Genomic DNA, 17,120 nt, shown 5'->3' on the forward strand with positions numbered 1-17,120 from the left:
GGCGCCCGACTCAAAGCCCGGCATGCGGCCGGTGCCTAGCATGCGGCCCGGTGCCCGGCGGCGGTCCGGCCGGGCGAGGCCGCCGCGGCCGCCCGGGTGGCGGGCACAGGGAGAGGTGGCCCCGCGGGGGATCCGCCGGGCCGGGGACACGGCGGTCAACCGCGGGGAGACGGCACCGCCCCGGAGCTGCCGCGGACTTCCGGCGGTCGGCCATGGGGAGGTGGAACGCACCGTGTGAGCACGGCGTGCGGGGCCGCGAAGGCGTCCTCCAGGGCGGCCAGTGCCTCCGGGACGCGCCAGGCGGAGCGGTCGCGGGGGCCGACCGCGTTGGAGACGGTGCGGATCTCCAGGAACGGTGTGCCGTGGCCGGCGGTGGCCTCGGCGGCTCCGAACCCCTCCATCGCCTCGGCGGCGGCGTCGTGGCGCTCCCGCAGCAGGGCGGCGCGTCCGGCGGTGCCGGTGGCGGTGGAGACGGTCAGGACGGGTGCGTGGACGGCGCCCAGGCCGCGGGCGACGGCCGCGGCGAGGCGGGGCGCGCAGGTGTGTTCGGTGGTGCCGAAGCCGAGGGCGTCGGCGGGCAGGAAGCCGTCGGGCGAGTCGGCTCCCAGGTCGGCGGCGATGACCCGGTCGGCGACGACGACGGAGCCCGGGGCCGCGACGGGGGCGAACCCGCCCGCGATGCCGGCGGAGACGACCAGGTCGTAGGGTTCGCCGCGGGCGGCCGCCGCGGTGGGCGCGGTCGCGGTGCTCGCCGCCGAAGCGGCCGGTCCGACGCCTCCGGCGACGAGGTCGGCGCGGACCGGCCGGTGTCCGGGGCCGTCGCCGCCCCTCGTCACCCGGATCGCGTCCCGCCCGGGCGGCGCGGGCGGCGGGGACGCCGCGGCGGGGCGGAGCCCGCGGGCCGCGGCGTCGCGTTCGGCGGCGACCGCGGTGACGACGAGGAGGCGGACGGCGCTCATGAGGAGAACTGGACCTGTCCGTGGTCCCCGATCACGAGGCGGTGGGTGGCGGGCAGCCGGGGCGCGAGGGTGACCTTGACGTTGCGTCCGACGAGGGACCCCTCCACGCGGCGGATGCGGTCGAAGGACGACTCGCGCAGGACGATGGAGTACTCGATCTCGCTGTGGCTGATCCGGCACTCCTCGGCGACCGACGTGGACGGTCCGATGTAGGAGTCGGTGACGACGCTGCCCGCACCGATGATGGCGGGGCCCACGATGCGCGAGCGCCGGACCTGGGCCCCGGACTCGATCCGGACCCGTCCGATGATCTCGCTCTCCTCGTCCACGTGCCCGTCGACGCGGGGCTGGAGGCGTTCCAGGAGGGTGCGGTTGACCTCCAGCATGTCGGTGACGTTCCCGGTGTCCTTCCAGTAGCCGGTGATGACCGTGGAGCGTACGGTCATCCGCCGGTCGATCATCCACTGGAGGGCGTCGGTGATCTCCAGCTCGCCGCGGGCGGAGGGCCGGACGGCGCGGACGGCGTCGTGGACGGCGGGGCCGAACAGGTAGACGCCGGCGACGGCGAGGTCGCTGCGCGGTGTCCGCGGCTTCTCCTCGAGGTCGACGACGTTGCCCTGGTCGTCGGTCACGGCCACGCCGAAGGCGGTGGGGTCGCTGACGCGGGTGAGCAGGATCTGCGCGTCGCAGGGGTTCTTGCGGAACTCGTCGACGACGTCGCTGATGCCGTCCAGGACGAAGTTGTCGCCGAGGTACATCACGAAGTCGTCGTCGCCGAGGAAGGGCCGGGCGATGAGGACCGCGTGGGCGAGCCCGAGGGGTTCGCTCTGCGGGATGTAGGTGACGTCGAGGCCGAACGCGGAACCGTCGCCGACCGCGGCCTCGATCTCGGCGGCGGTGCTGCCGACGATGACGCCGACCTCGGTGATGCCGGCGGCGGCGATGGATTCCAGTCCGTAGAAGAGGATCGGCTTGTTGGCGACCGGGACCAGCTGTTTGCTGGACGTGTGGGTGATCGGCCGCAGTCGCGTACCGGATCCCCCCGCGAGCACAAGAGCCTTCACTGTTCCATCCAGGTGACGGGGGCGGACGGCCGGTGGGGGTGGGAGGTCCCGGCCGTGTGGAGCGGATCGGTGGGCGGGGCGCGCGCGGTCGTGCGGGCGCCGGGTCGGGGTCGGGGTGGCGGGACGGATCGGGCGGCCGAGGGGTGCGGGCCGGTGGCGGGCCGCGGGGGGTTCGGCCGCGGGCGGGCGGGGGGGGCGGGCCGGGGCCGCCGCGGCCGGAACGCGTCCGTACCGCGACGGCCGGCGGCCGGTGGTCAGGCGTCGTCCAGGTCGCCCTCCAGGAAGGCGCGGAGCTCCTCGTCGGAGACCTCGTCGGCGAGTGCGTCCGGGCCCCCTTCCGGGACCGGTGCCGCGGCGCCGTCGAGCCGGTCCAGGAAGCCGCGCAGCCGTACCCGCAGTCCCTCGTGGAGGGCCGGGTCCGCGAGCGCGTCCGCGAACTGCGCCTCCAGTCGCTCCAGCCGGTCGGGGACGGGGGCGCGAGTGGCGGCGGGCGGGTCGGCGGGCGCCATCCGCTCCAGCAGGTGCGCGGCGAGCCGCTCGGGGGTGGGGTGGTCGAACATGAGCGTCGCCGGCAGCCGTACGCCCGCGAGGGCGCCGAGCCGGTTGCGCAGTTCGACGGCGGTCAGGGAGTCGAAGCCGATGTCCAGGAAGCCCCGCTCGGGGTCGAGGGAGTCGGGCGTGCCGTGGCCGATGACCAGGGCCGCCTGGGCGAGCACGGCTTCCAGTACGGCGCCGTGGCGGGCGCCCGGGTCGAGCGCGGCGAGGCGTTCGCGCAGGCTGTCCCCGGCCGGGGCGGCGGGAGCCGTACGGGCCGGGGGCCGGACGCGGTCCGCGGTGAGGTCACGGAGCAGGCCGGGCACCGAGCCGTCCGGTCCGCGCAGCGCGCCGGGGTCCAGGTCGGCGGGGGCGAACCAGGCTTGCGTGCTGCGCAGCGCCGTGTCCAGCAGGGCGAGCGCGTCGGCGGTGTCCATGGGGCGCAGGCCGCTGCGGGCGATGCGGCGCAGGTCGGCCTCGGCCAGGGTGCCGGTCATGCCGCTGCGCTCCGCCCACAGCCCCCAGGCGAGGGACTGCACGCGGCGTCCGGCGGCGGCGCTGCGGGTGGCGAACGCGTCGAGGAAGGCGTTGGCGGCCGAGTAGTTGGCCTGTCCGGCCCCGCCGAGGGTGCCGGCGAGGGAGGAGAACAGGACGAGCGCGGCGCCGGTGTCGCGGGTGAGTTCCGCCAGCAGCAGGGCCGCGTCGGCCTTGGCGCGCAGCACCGTGTCCAGGCGTGCGGGGGTGAGCGACTGCACGACGCCGTCGTCGAGGACGCCGGCGGTGTGCACGACCGCGGTCAGCGGCCGGTCGTCGGGGACCTGGGCGAGCAGGGCGGTCAGGGCGTCCCGGTCGGTCACGTCGCAGGCGGCGACGGTGACGCGGGCGCCGTGGCCGCGCAGTTCCTCGCACAGCTCGGTCATGCCCTCGGCGGCGGGGCCGCGCCGTCCGGCCAGCAGCAGCGAGCGGGTGCCGTGCGCGGTCACCAGGTGGCGGGCGACCCGCCGGGCCAGGACACCGCCGGCGCCGGTGACGAGCACCGTGCCGTCGCCGACCGCGTCGGGCGCGTCGGCGTCGGGCGTGACGGGGGTCAGCCGGGGGACCAGGGCGACTCCGTCCCGCAGCGCGGTCTCGCCGTCCGCGTCGGCCGGGACGGCCGGCAGCAGGGCCAGGGAGGCGGCGGTGCCGTCGTGGTCGACGAGCGCGAACCGGCCCGGGTTCTCGGTCCGCGCCGCGCGGACCAGGCCCCATACGGCGGCGTGCGCGGGGTCGGTGAGGGAGGCGTCGCCGAGCCCGGTGGAGACCGCGTGGCGGGTCAGCAGGACCAGCCGGGACGCGGCGAGGGCGTCCTGCGCGAGCCATTCGGTCACCAGACGCAGCACGTGGTGGGTGGTGTGCCGGGCGGCGGTGGCGGGGTCGGTGTCCTCGTCGGGCGTCGGCACGACGGCCAGCACGGTGCGCGGTACGGCGGTCGCCGTGGCCAGCGCGGCCGGATCGGCGTGCCGCACGCATCCGGCCAGGGCCGGGTGGCCGGTGAGGTCCGCCGCCGGGCCCACCAGGTGCAGCGGGGCGACGGCGCCGGACGGCGCGGCGGGGGCGGCCGGGGTCCAGCGGACGGTGTGCAGCGCGCCGGCGCCCGCGGCGGCCGGCAGGGCCGCGGTGTCCACGGCCCGCAGGGCGAGCGTGCCGATCTCCGCGACCGGCGCCCCGCTGCCGTCGAGGAGCGTCACCCGGTGGGTGTGCTCCCCGGCCGGTACGAGCCGCACCCGCAGGGCGGCGGGCCCGGCGGCGTGCGGGGTGACGTCCTGGAAGGTGAACGGCACCGCGGTGCCCGTGCCGTCGGTGGCGGTGAGGGCCGTGGTGTGCAGGGCCGCGTCGAGGAGGGCGGGGTGGATGCGGAACCGGCCGGTGCCCTGGAGGTGTTCGCCCTCCTCGGGGGCGACCTCCGCGTACACCGTGTCGCCGTCGCGCCAGGCGGCGCGCAGCCCGCGGAAGGCGGGACCGTAGGCGAAGCCCCGTGCGGCGATCCCCTCGTACAGGCCGCTCACGTCCACCGGGGTGGCGCCGGGCGGCGGCCAGGCGGCCGGGGCGGGCTCGCCGGCGGCTGCGGGGGCGGCGCAGAGGACGCCTTCGGCGTGCCGGGTCCAGGGTGCGTCCGCGCCGTCGCCGGTGACGGGGCGGGAGTGCACGGTCAGGGTGCGGTCGCCGTCCGCGTCGGGTGCGGAGACGCCGACCTGGAGCTGCACGCCGCCGTGTCCGGGCAGGACGAGCGGCGTGTTCAGCGTGAGGTCGCCGACGCGGGCGGCGCCCACGTGGGCGCACGCCTCGAGGGCGATGTCCAGGAAGGCGGTGCCGGGGAACAGGATCCGGCCGTCGAGGACGTGGTCGGCGAGCCAGGGCCGGCTGTCCGCCGAGACGGTCCCGGTCAGGACCAGGCCGTCCCCGTCGGCCAGCGGAACGGCCGCGGTGACCAGGGGGTGGTGTACGGAGTCCGGGTCCGCGCCGGCCGTGCCGGCCGCCTCCAGCCAGTAGCGGCGCCGCTGGAAGGGGTAGGTCGGCAGGTCGGTGCGCCGGGCGCCGGTGGGGGCGAACCAGGTGTCCCAGCCGACGCGGTGGCCGTGGGTGTGCAGCCGGGCCAGGGCGGAGGTCAGTGACCGGTTCTCCTCGGTGTCCCGGCCGAGGGTGGGCACCAGGAGGGCGTCGCCGCCGACGCATTCCCCGGCGAGCGCGGTGAGCACGCCGCCCGGGCCGATCTCCACGTAGGTGGTGACGCCCTGTTCCTCCAGGGTGCGCACACCGGACCGGAAGCGGACGCCGTCGCGGACCTGGCGCACCCAGTAGGCGCCGTCGAGGGGTTCGTCGGCGGTGACGGGGCGTCCGGTGACGGTGGACACCACCGGCAGCTCGGGGGCCGCGTGCGGCAGCCGTGCGGTGTGTTCGCCGAAGGCGTCGAGCATGCCGTCCACGTGGTGCGAGTGGAAGGCGTGGCCGACGTTGAGCCGGCGGGTCCTGCGGCCCTGCGCGGCGAGTTCGGCGGCGAGCGCGGCGACGTCGCCCTCGTCGCCGGACAGCGTGGTGGCGAGGGGGCTGTTGTCGGCGGCGACGGCCACCCGGCCCCCGTAGGCGGCCAGCAGCGGCGTCACCTCCTCCGCCGGGGCCTGTACGGAGATCATGGCTCCGCCCTCGGGGAGGTCCGCCATGAGCCGGCCGCGTACGGCCACGAGGTGGCAGGCGTCCTCCAGGGCGAGGGCGCCGGCGACGTGGGCGACCGCGATCTCGCCGACGGAGTGGCCGAGCAGCACGTCGGGCCGTACGTCCAGGCTCTCCAGCAGGCGGTACAGGGCGACCTGCACGGCGAACAGCGCGGCCTGGGTGTAGTCGGTGCGGTCGAGGAGGGCCGCCTCCGGGGTGCCGGGTTCGGCGAACAGGACGTCGCGCAGGGGTGTGCCGAGGTGGGCGTCGAGGTGGGCGCAGACGGCGTCGAGGGCGTCGGCGAACACGTCGTGGGTCTCGTAGAGGGCGCGGCCGGTCCCGGGGCGCTGGGCGCCCTGGCCCGGGAAGAGGAACGCCGTCCTGCCGCCGCGGGCGCGTCCCGTGGTCAGGCCGGGGTGTTCGCGCCCCTCGGTGAGAGCGGTGAGCGCCCGGGTGAGGTCGTCGGTGGTGTCGGCCACGACGGCCGCCCGGTCCTCCAGCTGGGCGCGGGTGGTGGCCAGGGACAGCGCGAGGTCGGCCGGCGGGGTCTGCGGGTGGGCGGCGAGGTGGTCGAGGAGGCGGCGGGCCTGGTCGCGCAGGGCGGCGGTGCCGCGGGCGGACAGCAGCCAGGGCAGTGTCCGCGCGGGCCGGGCGCCGGGCCGCGGTCGCGGCGGTGCGGGGAGGTCCGGCTCCTGGAGGATGACGTGGGCGTTGGTCCCGCTGACGCCGAAGGAGGAGACCCCGGCGCGCCGCGGGCCGTCGCCCGGTTCCCAGGGCCGCTCCTCGTGCAGCAGGCGCACGGCGCCGCTGGACCAGTCGACGTGCGGGGAGGGACGGTCGGCGTGCAGGGTGCGCGGCAGGACGCCGTGCCGCATCGCCATCACCATCTTGATGACGCCGGCGACCCCGGAGGCGGCCTGGGTGTGCCCGATGTTGGACTTCAGCGCCCCCAGCCACAGCGGGCGTCCGGCGGGCCGGTCCTGGCCGTAGGTGGCGAGCAGGGCCTGCGCCTCGATCGGATCGCCGAGCCTGGTGCCGGTGCCGTGCGCCTCGACGGCGTCGACGTCGGCCGGGGAGAGTCCGGCGGAGGCGAGGGCCTGGCGGATGACGCGCTGCTGGGCGGGGCCGCTGGGCGCGGTCAGTCCGTTGGAGGCGCCGTCCTGGTTGACCGCGGTGCCGGCGACGACGGCCAGCACCGGGTGCCCGTGGCGGCGGGCGTCGGAGAGGCGTTCCAGCAGGAGCAGGCCGACGCCCTCGGCCCAGCCCGCTCCGTCGGCCTCGGCGGCGAACGGCTTGCAGCGCCCGTCGGGTGACAGCGCGCGCTGCCGGCTGAACTCGACGAACGTGTCCGGGGTGGACATCACGGTGACGCCGCCGGCCAGGGCCAGCTCGCACTCCCCGGACCGCAGGGCCTGCACGGCCAGGTGCAGGGCGACCAGCGACGAGGAGCAGGCGGTGTCGACGGTGACGGCGGGTCCCTCCAGGCCGAAGGTGTAGGCGACGCGGCCGGAGGCGACGCTGCTCGCGCTGCCGGTGGCCAGGTATCCCTCCAGTTCCTCGGGGGCCCGGTGGACCCTGCGGGCGTAGTCGTTGTAGTTGGAGCCCACGAACACGCCGGCCCGGGCGCCGCGCATCCCCTCCGGGTCGATGCCGGCGCGTTCGAACGTCTCCCAGGAGGTCTCGAGCAGCAGCCGGTGCTGCGGGTCGATGGCGACGGCCTCACGCGGCGAGATGCCGAAGAACACCGGGTCGAACCGGTCGGCGTCGTGCAGGAACCCGCCGTGCCGGGTGTAGGAGCGGCCGGCCCGGTCGGGGTCGGGGTCGTACAGGTTCTCGACGTCCCAGCCGCGGTCGCCGGGGAACGGGGTGATGGCGTCGGTGCCGTCGGCGACGAGCCGCCACAGCTCCTCCGGGGAGGTGACTCCGCCGGGGAAGCGGCAGCCCATGCCGACGATGACCACGGGGTCGTCGGTCACGGACGCCGTGGGCAGGACGGGCAGGGCGTCGGTGGTCCGTCCGCCGAACAGCTCGCTGTCCAGGTGGGCGGCGAGGGCGGACGCGGAGGGGTGGTCGAAGGCGAGGGTGACCGGCAGCCGCAGCCCGGTGGCCTCGGCGAACCGGTTGCGCAGTTCGACCGCGGTCAGCGAGTCGAAGCCGAGGTCGCGGAAGGCCCGGCCCTCGGGGACGGCGGCGGCGTCGTCGTGTCCGAGGACGGCGGCGGCCTGCGTGCGGATCTCCATGAGCAGGGCGGCGCGGCGCTCGGCGGGAGCCAGGGCGGCCAGCCGCTTGACGAGCGGCGGCCCGTCGACCGGGTCGGTCTCCTTCTCCGTCGCCCGGTCGGCGACGGCGGCCCGGGTCTCGGGGAGTTCGCGCAGCGCGGCGAAGGCCCGGGCCGTGATGAGCTTCCAGTCGACGTCGGCCACGACGAGGAACTCCTCGTCCTGGTCGAGCGCCCTCTGCAGGGCGGCGACGGCGAGTTCGGGGTCCATCGGCGGTACGCCGTCGCGGCGCAGCCGTTCGGCGACCTCCTCGCCGACCATGCCACCGCCGGCCCAGGTGCCCCAGCCGATCGAGGTGGCCGGCAGGCCCTCGGCGCGCCGGCGGGCGGCGAGGGCGTCGAGATGGGCGTTGGCCGCGGCGTAGCTGCCCTGACCGGGTCCGCCGAGGGTGCCCGCCATGGAGGAGAACAGGACGAACGCGTCGAGGTCGAGGTGCCGGGTGGCGGCGTCGAGAGCGAGCGCCGCGTCGGCCTTGGGCCGCAGTACGTCGTGGGCCCGCTGCGGGGTGAGGGCGTCGATGAGGCCGTCGTCGATGATGCCCGCGGTGTGGAAGACGGCGGTCAGGGTGCCGCCCCGGGCAGGTCGTCGACGAGTCGGCGGACGGCCTCGGCGTCGGACACGTCGCAGGCGACGACGCTCGCCGGGGTGCCGAGTTCCGCGAGTTCGGCCACGAGGCCGTCGGCGCCGGGGGCGGCCGGCCCGCGCCGGGAGACGAGCACCAGGTGTTCGGCGCCGCCGCGGGCGAGCCAGCGGGCGACGTGCCGGCCGAGTCCGCCGGTGCCGCCGGTGACGAGGACGGTGCCGGACGGCGTCCAGGTGCCCGCGGGGCGCGGTCCGTCGCCCGCGCGCACCAGCCGGCGGGCGAAGGTCCCGGACGGGCGCACCGCGAGGTGGTCCTCCTCCAGCGTCCCGGACAGGGCGGTGGCCAGACGGCGGGCGGCGCGGGTGTCGAGCGTCCCGGGCAGGTCGACGAGCCCGCCCCAGCGCTGCGGGTACTCCAGGGCCGCGATGCGTCCGAGGCCCCAGCTCATCGCCTGCAGGGGGCTGACGAGCGGGTCGCCGCGGCGGACGGTGACGGCGCCGCGCGTGGCGCACCACACGGGTGCGTCGACCCGTGCGTCGCCGAGCGCCTGGAGCAGGGCGGTCATCAGCACCAGGCCGGTGGGCAGCACGCCCTCCCGCGACCACGGCGACTCGTCCAGCGCGAGCAGCGAGAGCACGCCGCCGACGGTGGTGTCCGCGGTGTGCTGCCGTACGAGGTCCGCCATGCGGTCGCGTTCGGCCTCGGCCGCTCCGGCGGACAGCACGCGCACCTCGTCCGCGTGCCCGGCGACGGCGTCGAGGACGTCGCGGACGAAGGGATCGGTCGCGTGTCCGGCGGGCACGACCGCCAGCCAGACGCCCTGGAGGGCGGCGGCGCCGGCCGGTTGTTCGGCGCGGGGCCGCCAGGTCACGCGGTAGCGCCAGCCGTCGAGGGTCGAACGGTTGAGGCGGTCGCGCCGCCAGGACGACAGCGCCGGCACGACCTTCGCCAGCGAGCGGACGTCGTCGATTCCCAGGTCCCCGGCGAGGGCGTCGAGGTCGTGGTTCTCGACACTGGTCCAGAAGTCGTCGTCGAGGGGGTCCACACCGTCGGAAACCACCTCGGGAGCGGCCGGGCGGGCGGCCGGTTCGAGCCAGTAACGCCGCCGCTGGAAGGCGTAGGTCGGCAGGTCGACGCGGCGCGGGGACAGCCCCGCGAAGGCCGCCGTCCAGTCGACCGCGACACCCCCCGCCCACGCCTCACCCATGGACGCGTACAGGCGCTCCAGACCGCCCTCGCCCCGCCGCAGCGACCCCACCACCACCGCGTCCGCGCCGGCCGCCTCGATGGTCTCCGCCACCGGCACCGTCAGCACCGGATGCGGACTCATCTCCAGGAACGCGCCGTGCCCCTCGGCCACCAGCCGCCGCACGGCCGGCTCCAGCAGCACCGTCTGACGCAGATTGCGATACCAGTACCCGGCATCCGTCTCACCCGCGCCGACCCACTCCCCCGTCACCGTCGACAAGAACGGCACCGACGCCACCCCCGCCACGACCGGGCCCAGCACCTGCGCCAACTCCGCCTCAAGGGCCTCGACATGCGCCGAGTGCGAGGCATAGTCCACCTCGATACGACGCACCCGAATGCCCGACGCCTCCGCCCGGGCGACCAGCTCGTCCAGCGCGTCCGCGTCCCCGGACACCACCGTCGAGGTGGGCCCGTTGACCGCCGCGACCCAGACCCGCCCCTCCCACCCGGCGAGCAGAACATCGGTGTCCTCGCGGGAAAGAGCGACCGAGACCATGCCGCCGCGGCCGGCCAGCGCCACGATCGCCCGCGACCGCAACGCCACCACCCGCGCACCGTCCGCCACACTCAGCGCACCCGACACCACCGCGGCGGCGATCTCACCCTGCGAGTGCCCCACCACCGCGGCCGGCCGCACCCCGAACGACTCCCACACCGCCGCCAACGACACCATCACCGCCCACAACACCGGCTGCACCACATCCACCCGGTCCAGCCCCGGCACGCCCGGCCCACCACGCACCACATCCACCAACGACCAGTCCACAAAGGACGACAGGGCCGCACCGCACTCCGCGAACCGCGCCGCGAACACCGGCGAGGACTCCAACAGCTCCACCGCCATCCCCACCCACTGCGCCCCCTGACCCGGGAACACGAACACCGGATCGACGGTCTCGCCGATGCGCTGGGCGGTGCCTCGGGCGAGGACGGGTGAGGTGGTGCCGGCGGCGAGGGCCCGGACTCCGGCGAGGAGGGTGTCGCGGTCGGCGCCGACGACCACCGCGCGCTCCTCCAGGGCGGCACGGCCCGTGAGGAGGGAGTGCGCCACGTCGGCGGGGTCGGGGGTGGTGTCCGCCAGGTGGGACAGCAGTCGCTCGGCCTGGGCGCGCAGCGCGTCCGCGGAGCGGGCGGAGAGCAGCCACGGCACGACGGCGCCGGCCGGAGCCGGAGCCGGCTCGGTGGACTCCGGCTCGGTGACGGGCTGTTCGAGGATCACATGGGCGTTGGTGCCGCTGACGCCGAAGGACGAGACGGCGGCCCGGCGTGGACGACCGTCCGCGTTCCAGGGCCGGGTCTCGGTGAGGACCTCGACGTGTCCGGTCGACCAGTCGACGAACGGGGAGACCGCGTCGGCGTGCAGGGTGCGGGGCAGGACGCCGTGCCGCATGGCCTGCACCATCTTGATGACGCCGGCGATGCCGGAGGCGGCCTGGGTGTGACCGATGTTGGACTTCACCGAACCCAGCCAGAGGGGACGGCCGGCGTCGTGCTCCCGCCCGTAGGTGGCGAGCAGGGCCTGCGCCTCGATCGGGTCGCCGAGCCTGGTGCCGGTGCCGTGCGCCTCGACCACGTCCACCTCCGCGCCGGACAGTCCGGCGTCGGCCAGCGCGGCGCGGATGACGCGCTGCTGGGAGCGGCCGTTGGGCGCGGTGAGGCCGTTGGAGGCCCCGTCCTGGTTGACGGCCGAGCCGCGGACGACGGCCAGCACCCGGTGCCCGTTGGCCCGGGCGTCCGACAGCCGCTCCAGCAGCAGCACGCCCACGCCCTCGGCCATGCCCATACCGTCGGCGTCGGCACCGAAGGCCTTGCAGCGGCCGTCCACCGCCAGGCCCCGCTGGCGGCTGAAGCCCACCAGGCCGATCGGCTCGCCCATGACGGCGGCACCACCGGTCAGGGCGAGGGAGCACTCTCCGGAGCGCAGCGACCGGACGGCCAGGTGCAGGGCGACGAGTGCGGAGGAGCAGCCGGTGTCCAGGGTCACGGCCGGGCCTTCGAGGCCCAGGGTGTAGGAGACACGGCCGGAGGCGATGCTGGTGACGGTGCCGGTGATCAGGTGTCCTTCGAGTCCTTCGGGCACCTCGCCGCTCGCGCCGTATCCCTGGTGGGACACCCCGACGAAGACGCCCGTGTCGCTGCCGCGCAGGCTGTCGGGGGCGATGCCGGCCCGTTCCAGGGTCTCCCAGCTGGTCTCCAGCAGCAGTCGCTGCTGCGGGTCCATCGCCGTCGCCTCACGCGGCGAGATGCCGAAGAAGCCGGCGTCGAACTCGGCGGCGTCGTGCAGGAATCCGCCTTCGCGGGCGTAAGTGGTGCCGGGCCGGTCCGGGTCGGGGTCGTACAGGTTCGCCACGTCCCAGCCACGGTCGGCGGGCAGGGCGGAGATGGCGTCGGTCCCGTCGAGGACGAGCCGCCAGAAGTCTTCGGGCGAGTGCACTCCGCCGGGGAAGCGGCAGCCCATCGAGACGATCGCGATGGGCTCGTCCCGGTGTGCGGGGCCGTTCGCCGGTGCGGCGGGCACGGCGGCGGCCCGCTCGCCCGCCGTGTCCCCGACGAGGTGTCCGAGCAGGTGCCGGACGAGGTCGTGGACGTTCGGGAAGTCGAAGACGACGGTGGCGGGGAGGGTCAGTCCGGTCGCCGCGTTGAGGCGGTTGCGCAGTTCGACGGCGGTGAGGGAGTCGAAGCCGAGTTCCCGGAAGGCGCGCTGCGGGGCGATCTCGTTGCCGTCGGCGTGGCCGAGGACGGCGGCGACCTGGGTGCGCACGACGTCGGTGAGGGTCCGCACGCGCTCGGCGCCGGACAGGGCGGCCAGTTCCGCGCGCAGTCCGCCGAGGCGGTCGGCGGACCGGGCCGCGTCGGGCTCGTCGGCCTTCATGGCCTCGGCCACCTCGGGGACCTCGTGCAGCAGGGGCCGGGGGTGGACGGCCGTGAAGACGGGGACGAAGCGTTCCCAGTCGATGTCGGCGACGGCCAGGAAGGTGTCGTCGTGGTCCAGTGCCTGCTCGAGGCCGGTGACGGCCAGTTCCGCGTCCATGAACGGGATGCCGCGCCAGCGCAGCTGCTCGCGCACCACGTTGACGGCCATACCGCCGCCCTCGGGGCTCCAGATGCCCCACGCGATGGACGTCCCGGTCAGGCCGCGGGCCCTGCGGTGGTCGGCGAGCGCGTCGACGTAGGCGTTGGAGGCCGCGTACGCGCCGTGGTCGCCGCTGCCCCAGGTGCCGGCGACGGACGAGTAGAGGACGAAGGCGTCCAGCCGGTCGTGGTCGAAGACGGCGTCGAGGTTCACCGCGCCGAGCAGCTTGGCTCTGGCACCCTCGGCGAAGAAGTCCAGGTCGGTTTCGGCGAGGGGGGCGAGCATGCCGACGCCGGCGGTGTGCACGACGGTCCGGATGGCGGGCCCGTCGGACTCGACCTCGGCCACCAGGCGTTCCAAGGCCTCGCGGTCGGCCACGTCGCAGGCCGCGACGGTGACCCGGCAGCCCAGGGCGGTCAGTTCCTCGCGCAGTGCGGCGGCGCCGGGGGCGTCCGGCCCACGACGGCTGGTCAGCACCAGGTGCTCGGCGCCCTTGCGGGCCAGCAGCCGGGCGGTGTGGGCGCCGAGGCCGCCGGTTCCACCCGTGACCAGCGCGGCTCCGCTGGTGCGCCAGGCGCGCGGTGCGGTACGTCCGGCCAGCGGGGCCCGCACCAGACGGCGGATGTGCGCGGTCCGGCCGCGCAGTGCGGTCTGGTCCTCGTCGGCACGGGCGGCGAGCACGGCGACGAGCCCGCGTGCGGTGTCCCCGTCCAGCTCGGCGGGCAGGTCCACCAGTCCGCCCCAGCGCCGGGGCTGCTCCAGGGCGACGACCCGTCCGAAGCCCCACAGGGCGCCCTGGAGCGGGTTACGGACGGCGTCACCGGTGCCGGTGGTGACGGCCTCGCTGGTCAGGATCCACAGCGGGGCCTCCAGGCCGGCGTCCAGCAGTCCCTGGAGCAGGGCGAGGGAGGAGGTCATGCCGGCGGTGGCACCCGGGTGGCCGGGGGCGGCCCGCTCGTCGAGTGCGAGCAGGGAGACGACACCTCGCGGGGAGGCCGGCTCGGTCGCCGAGACGGCGTCCGCGAGCCGGGCGGCGACCCGTGCACGGTCCGGGTCGCCGGCGTCCATGGCAAGGGTGACGGTGGTCGCGCCCGCCTGTCCGAGGGCGCGGGCCACGGCGGTGACCAGGGGGGAGCGCAGGTGTGTCTCGGGGACGGCGAGGAGCCAGGTGCCGTCCAGGGTGCCGGCGGCGGGCAGGTCGTGGGGCCGCCAGACCACCCGGTAGCGCCAGTTGTCGAGCGTGGCACGGTCGCGGCCCGCCCGCCGCCAGGCGGCCAGCGCCGGGACGATCTCACCCAGACCGTCGGTGCGCTCCAGCCCGAGGGTACGGGCGACTTCCCGGAGGTCACCGTCCTGGACGGTGCGCCAGAACTGCTCCTCCACCGGATCGGCGGCCCTCGCCTCCGCCTTCGGCGCCTCCAGCCAGTAACGCCGCCGCTGGAAGGCATAGGTCGGCAGGTCGACGCGGCGCGGGGACAGCCCCGCGAAGGCCGCCGTCCAGTCGACCGCGACACCCCCCGCCCACGCCTCACCCAGCGACGCGTACAGGCGCTCCAGACCGCCCTCGCCCCGCCGCAGCGACCCCACCACCACCGCGTCCGCGCCGGCCGCCTCGATGGTCTCCGCCACCGGCACCGTCAGCACCGGATGCGGACTCATCTCCAGGAACGCGCCGTGCCCCTCGGCCACCAGCCGCCGCACGGCCGGCTCCAGCAGCACCGTCTGACGCAGATTGCGATACCAGTACCCGGCATCCGTCTCACCCGCGCCGACCCACTCCCCCGTCACCGTCGACAAGAACGGCACCGACGCCACCCCCGCCACGACCGGGCCCAGCACCTGCGCCAACTCCGCCTCAAGGGCCTCGACATGCGCCGAGTGCGAGGCATAGTCCACCTCGATACGACGCACCCGAATGCCCGACGCCTCCGCCCGGGCGACCAGCTCGTCCAGCGCGTCCGCGTCCCCGGACACCACCGTCGAGGTGGGCCCGTTGACCGCCGCGACCCAGACCCGCCCCTCCCACCCGGCGAGCAGAACATCGGTGTCCTCGCGGGAAAGAGCGACCGAGACCATGCCGCCGCGGCCGGCCAGCGCCACGATCGCCCGCGACCGCAACGCCACCACCCGCGCACCGTCCGCCACACTCAGCGCACCCGACACCACCGCGGCGGCGATCTCACCCTGCGAGTGCCCCACCACCGCGGCCGGCCGCACCCCGAACGACTCCCACACCGCCGCCAACGACACCATCACCGCCCACAACACCGGCTGCACCACATCCACCCGGTCCAGCCCCGGCACGCCCGGCCCACCACGCACCACATCCACCAACGACCAGTCCACAAACCGCGACAGGGCCGCATCGCACTCCGCGAACCGCGCCGCGAACACCGGCGAGGACTCCAACAGCTCCACCGCCATCCCCACCCACTGCGCCCCCTGACCCGGGAACACGAACACCGGATCGACGGTCTCGCCGGGGCTCGTGGTGAGGCCGCGTGCGGTGCCGGCGGGCTGTTCGCCGCGGGCCAGGGCGCGCAGGGCGTTCAGCAGGGTGTCGCGGTCGGCGCCGACGACCACCGCGCGCTCCTCCAGGGCGGCACGGCCGGTGGCGAGGGTGTGGGCGACGTCCGCGGTGCCGAGGTCCGCGGACCGCACGCGCTCGGCGAGTCGCTGGGCCTGCTCCCGCAGCGCGTCCGCGGAGCGGGCGGAGAGCAGCCACGGCACGACGGCGCCGGGCCGCTCGGTGGCGGGGACTTCCGGCTCCTCGGCAGCGGGCGCCTGCTCGATGACGACATGGGCGTTGGTGCCGCTGCCGCCGAAGGAGGAGACGCCGACGCGGCGCGGCCGGTCGTGCTCGGGCCATGCGACGGCTTCGGTGAGCAGGCGCAGCGTGCCGGAGGACCAGTCGACGTGGGGGGTGGGCTCGTCCGCGTGCAGGGACTTGGGGACGATGTCGTGCCGCAGCGCCTCGACCATCTTGATGACGCCGGCGATGCCGGAGGCGGCCTGGGTGTGACCGATGTTGGACTTCACCGAACCCAGCCAGAGGGGACGGCCGGCGTCGTGCTCCCGCCCGTAGGTGGCGAGCAGCGCCTGCGCCTCGATCGGATCACCCAGCCGGGTGCCGGTGCCGTGCGCCTCGACCACGTCCACCTCCGCCGCCGACACCCCCGCGTCCGCCAGCGCCGCCCGGATCACCCGCTCCTGCGACGGACCGTTGGGCGCGGTGAGACCGTTGGACGCACCGTCCTGGTTGACCGCGGTGCCCCGCACCACCGCGAGGACCCGGTGCCCGTTGGCCCGGGCGTCCGACAGCCGCTCCAGCAGCAGCACGCCGACTCCTTCGCCCCAGCCGGTGCCGTCGGCTCCGGCGGCGAACGGCTTGCAGCGGCCGTCGGGCGCGAGACCGCGCTGACGGCTGAACTCGATGAAGTTGCGCATGGTGGCCATGACGGTGGCGCCGCCGGCGACGGCCATGGAGCACTCGCCGGAGCGCAGGGCGCGCACCGCGAGGTGCAGCGCGACCAGCGAGGACGAGCACATGGTGTCGAGGCTGACGGCGGGCCCCTCGAAGCCGAGGCTGTAGGCGATGCGGCCGGACAGGACCGCGGCGGATCCGCCGGTCAGCAAGTGGCCTTCGACGCCTTCGGGGGCTCCGGTGCCGTCGTTGGCGTACGCCTGGTTGCTCGCGCCGATGAAGACGCCGGTGGAGCTGCCGCGCAGGGTGGTCGGGTCGATGCCGGCCCGCTCGAACGCTTCCCAGGTGGTCTCCAGCAGCAGCCGCTGCTGCGGGTCCATCGCCGTCGCCTCACGCGGCGAGATCTCGAAGAAACCGGCGTCGAACTCGGCGGCGTCGTGCAGGAAGGCGCCTCGGCGGACGTAGCTCGTGCCGACCCGGTCGGGGTCCGGGTCGTAGAGCGCGTCCAGGTCCCAGCCACGGTCGGTCGGCAGGTCCGAGACGGTGTCGACGCCGTCGGCGACGATCTGCCACAGGTCCTCGGGGGTGCGCACGCCGCCGGGCATACGGCAGGCGGTCGCCACGATGGCGATCGGTTCGTGCGCTCGCGTCTCCAGGTCGGTGAGCCGGCGCCGGGTCTGGCGCAGGTCGGTGGTGACGCGCTTGAGGTACTCGCGGAGCTTGTCCTCGGTGTTGTCCGTGTTGCCCATGGCAGTCAGCCCTTC

3 protein-coding genes and 1 pseudogene are annotated in these 17,120 nt (G+C 75.8%); all 4 read right to left on the reverse strand.

Translation table 11 applies throughout. From position 1 onward, the window contains the following. Window positions 1–155: 155 nt before the first annotated feature. The 4 genes and pseudogenes from GL259_RS03890 to GL259_RS39285 all read right to left on the reverse strand — a co-directional run bounded on the left by GL259_RS03890 (window position 156) and on the right by GL259_RS39285 (window position 17,105). Window positions 156–959 (reverse strand): futalosine hydrolase, encoded by an 804-nt coding sequence (locus GL259_RS03890; RefSeq protein ID WP_159529185.1) that lies wholly within the window; start codon window positions 957–959, stop codon window positions 156–158. Beyond that, the gene (locus tag GL259_RS03895; RefSeq protein ID WP_159529186.1) at window positions 956–2,023 is read right to left on the reverse strand and encodes a glucose-1-phosphate thymidylyltransferase; all 1,068 of its coding nucleotides are present in this window, start codon (window positions 2,021–2,023) and stop codon (window positions 956–958) included. The genes GL259_RS03890 and GL259_RS03895 overlap by 4 nt, the downstream gene beginning before the upstream one ends. A gap of 254 nt (window positions 2,024–2,277) precedes the next feature. Continuing rightward, entirely contained in the window at window positions 2,278–7,986 is a 5,709-nt protein-coding gene (locus tag GL259_RS39280) for a type I polyketide synthase (RefSeq protein ID WP_347814646.1), read from the reverse strand. Next, window positions 7,887–17,105: pseudogene (locus GL259_RS39285) on the reverse strand (type I polyketide synthase). The gene GL259_RS39280 and the pseudogene GL259_RS39285 overlap by 100 nt, the downstream one beginning before the upstream one ends. Window positions 17,106–17,120 lie beyond the last annotated feature (15 nt).

Origin of the sequence: Streptomyces sp. Tu 3180, from assembly GCF_009852415.1 — a bacterium.
Lineage (GTDB): Bacteria > Actinomycetota > Actinomycetes > Streptomycetales > Streptomycetaceae > Streptomyces.

Bases quoted from the DNA above. Each gene is read 5' to 3' on its own strand.
- GL259_RS03890 (WP_159529185.1), bottom strand. From the start codon at position 959: ATGAGCGCCGTCCGCCTCCTCGTCGTCACCGCGGTCGCCGCCGAACGC.
- GL259_RS39280 (WP_347814646.1), bottom strand. From the start codon at position 7,986: ATGGAGATCCGCACGCAGGCCGCCGCCGTCCTCGGACACGACGACGCC.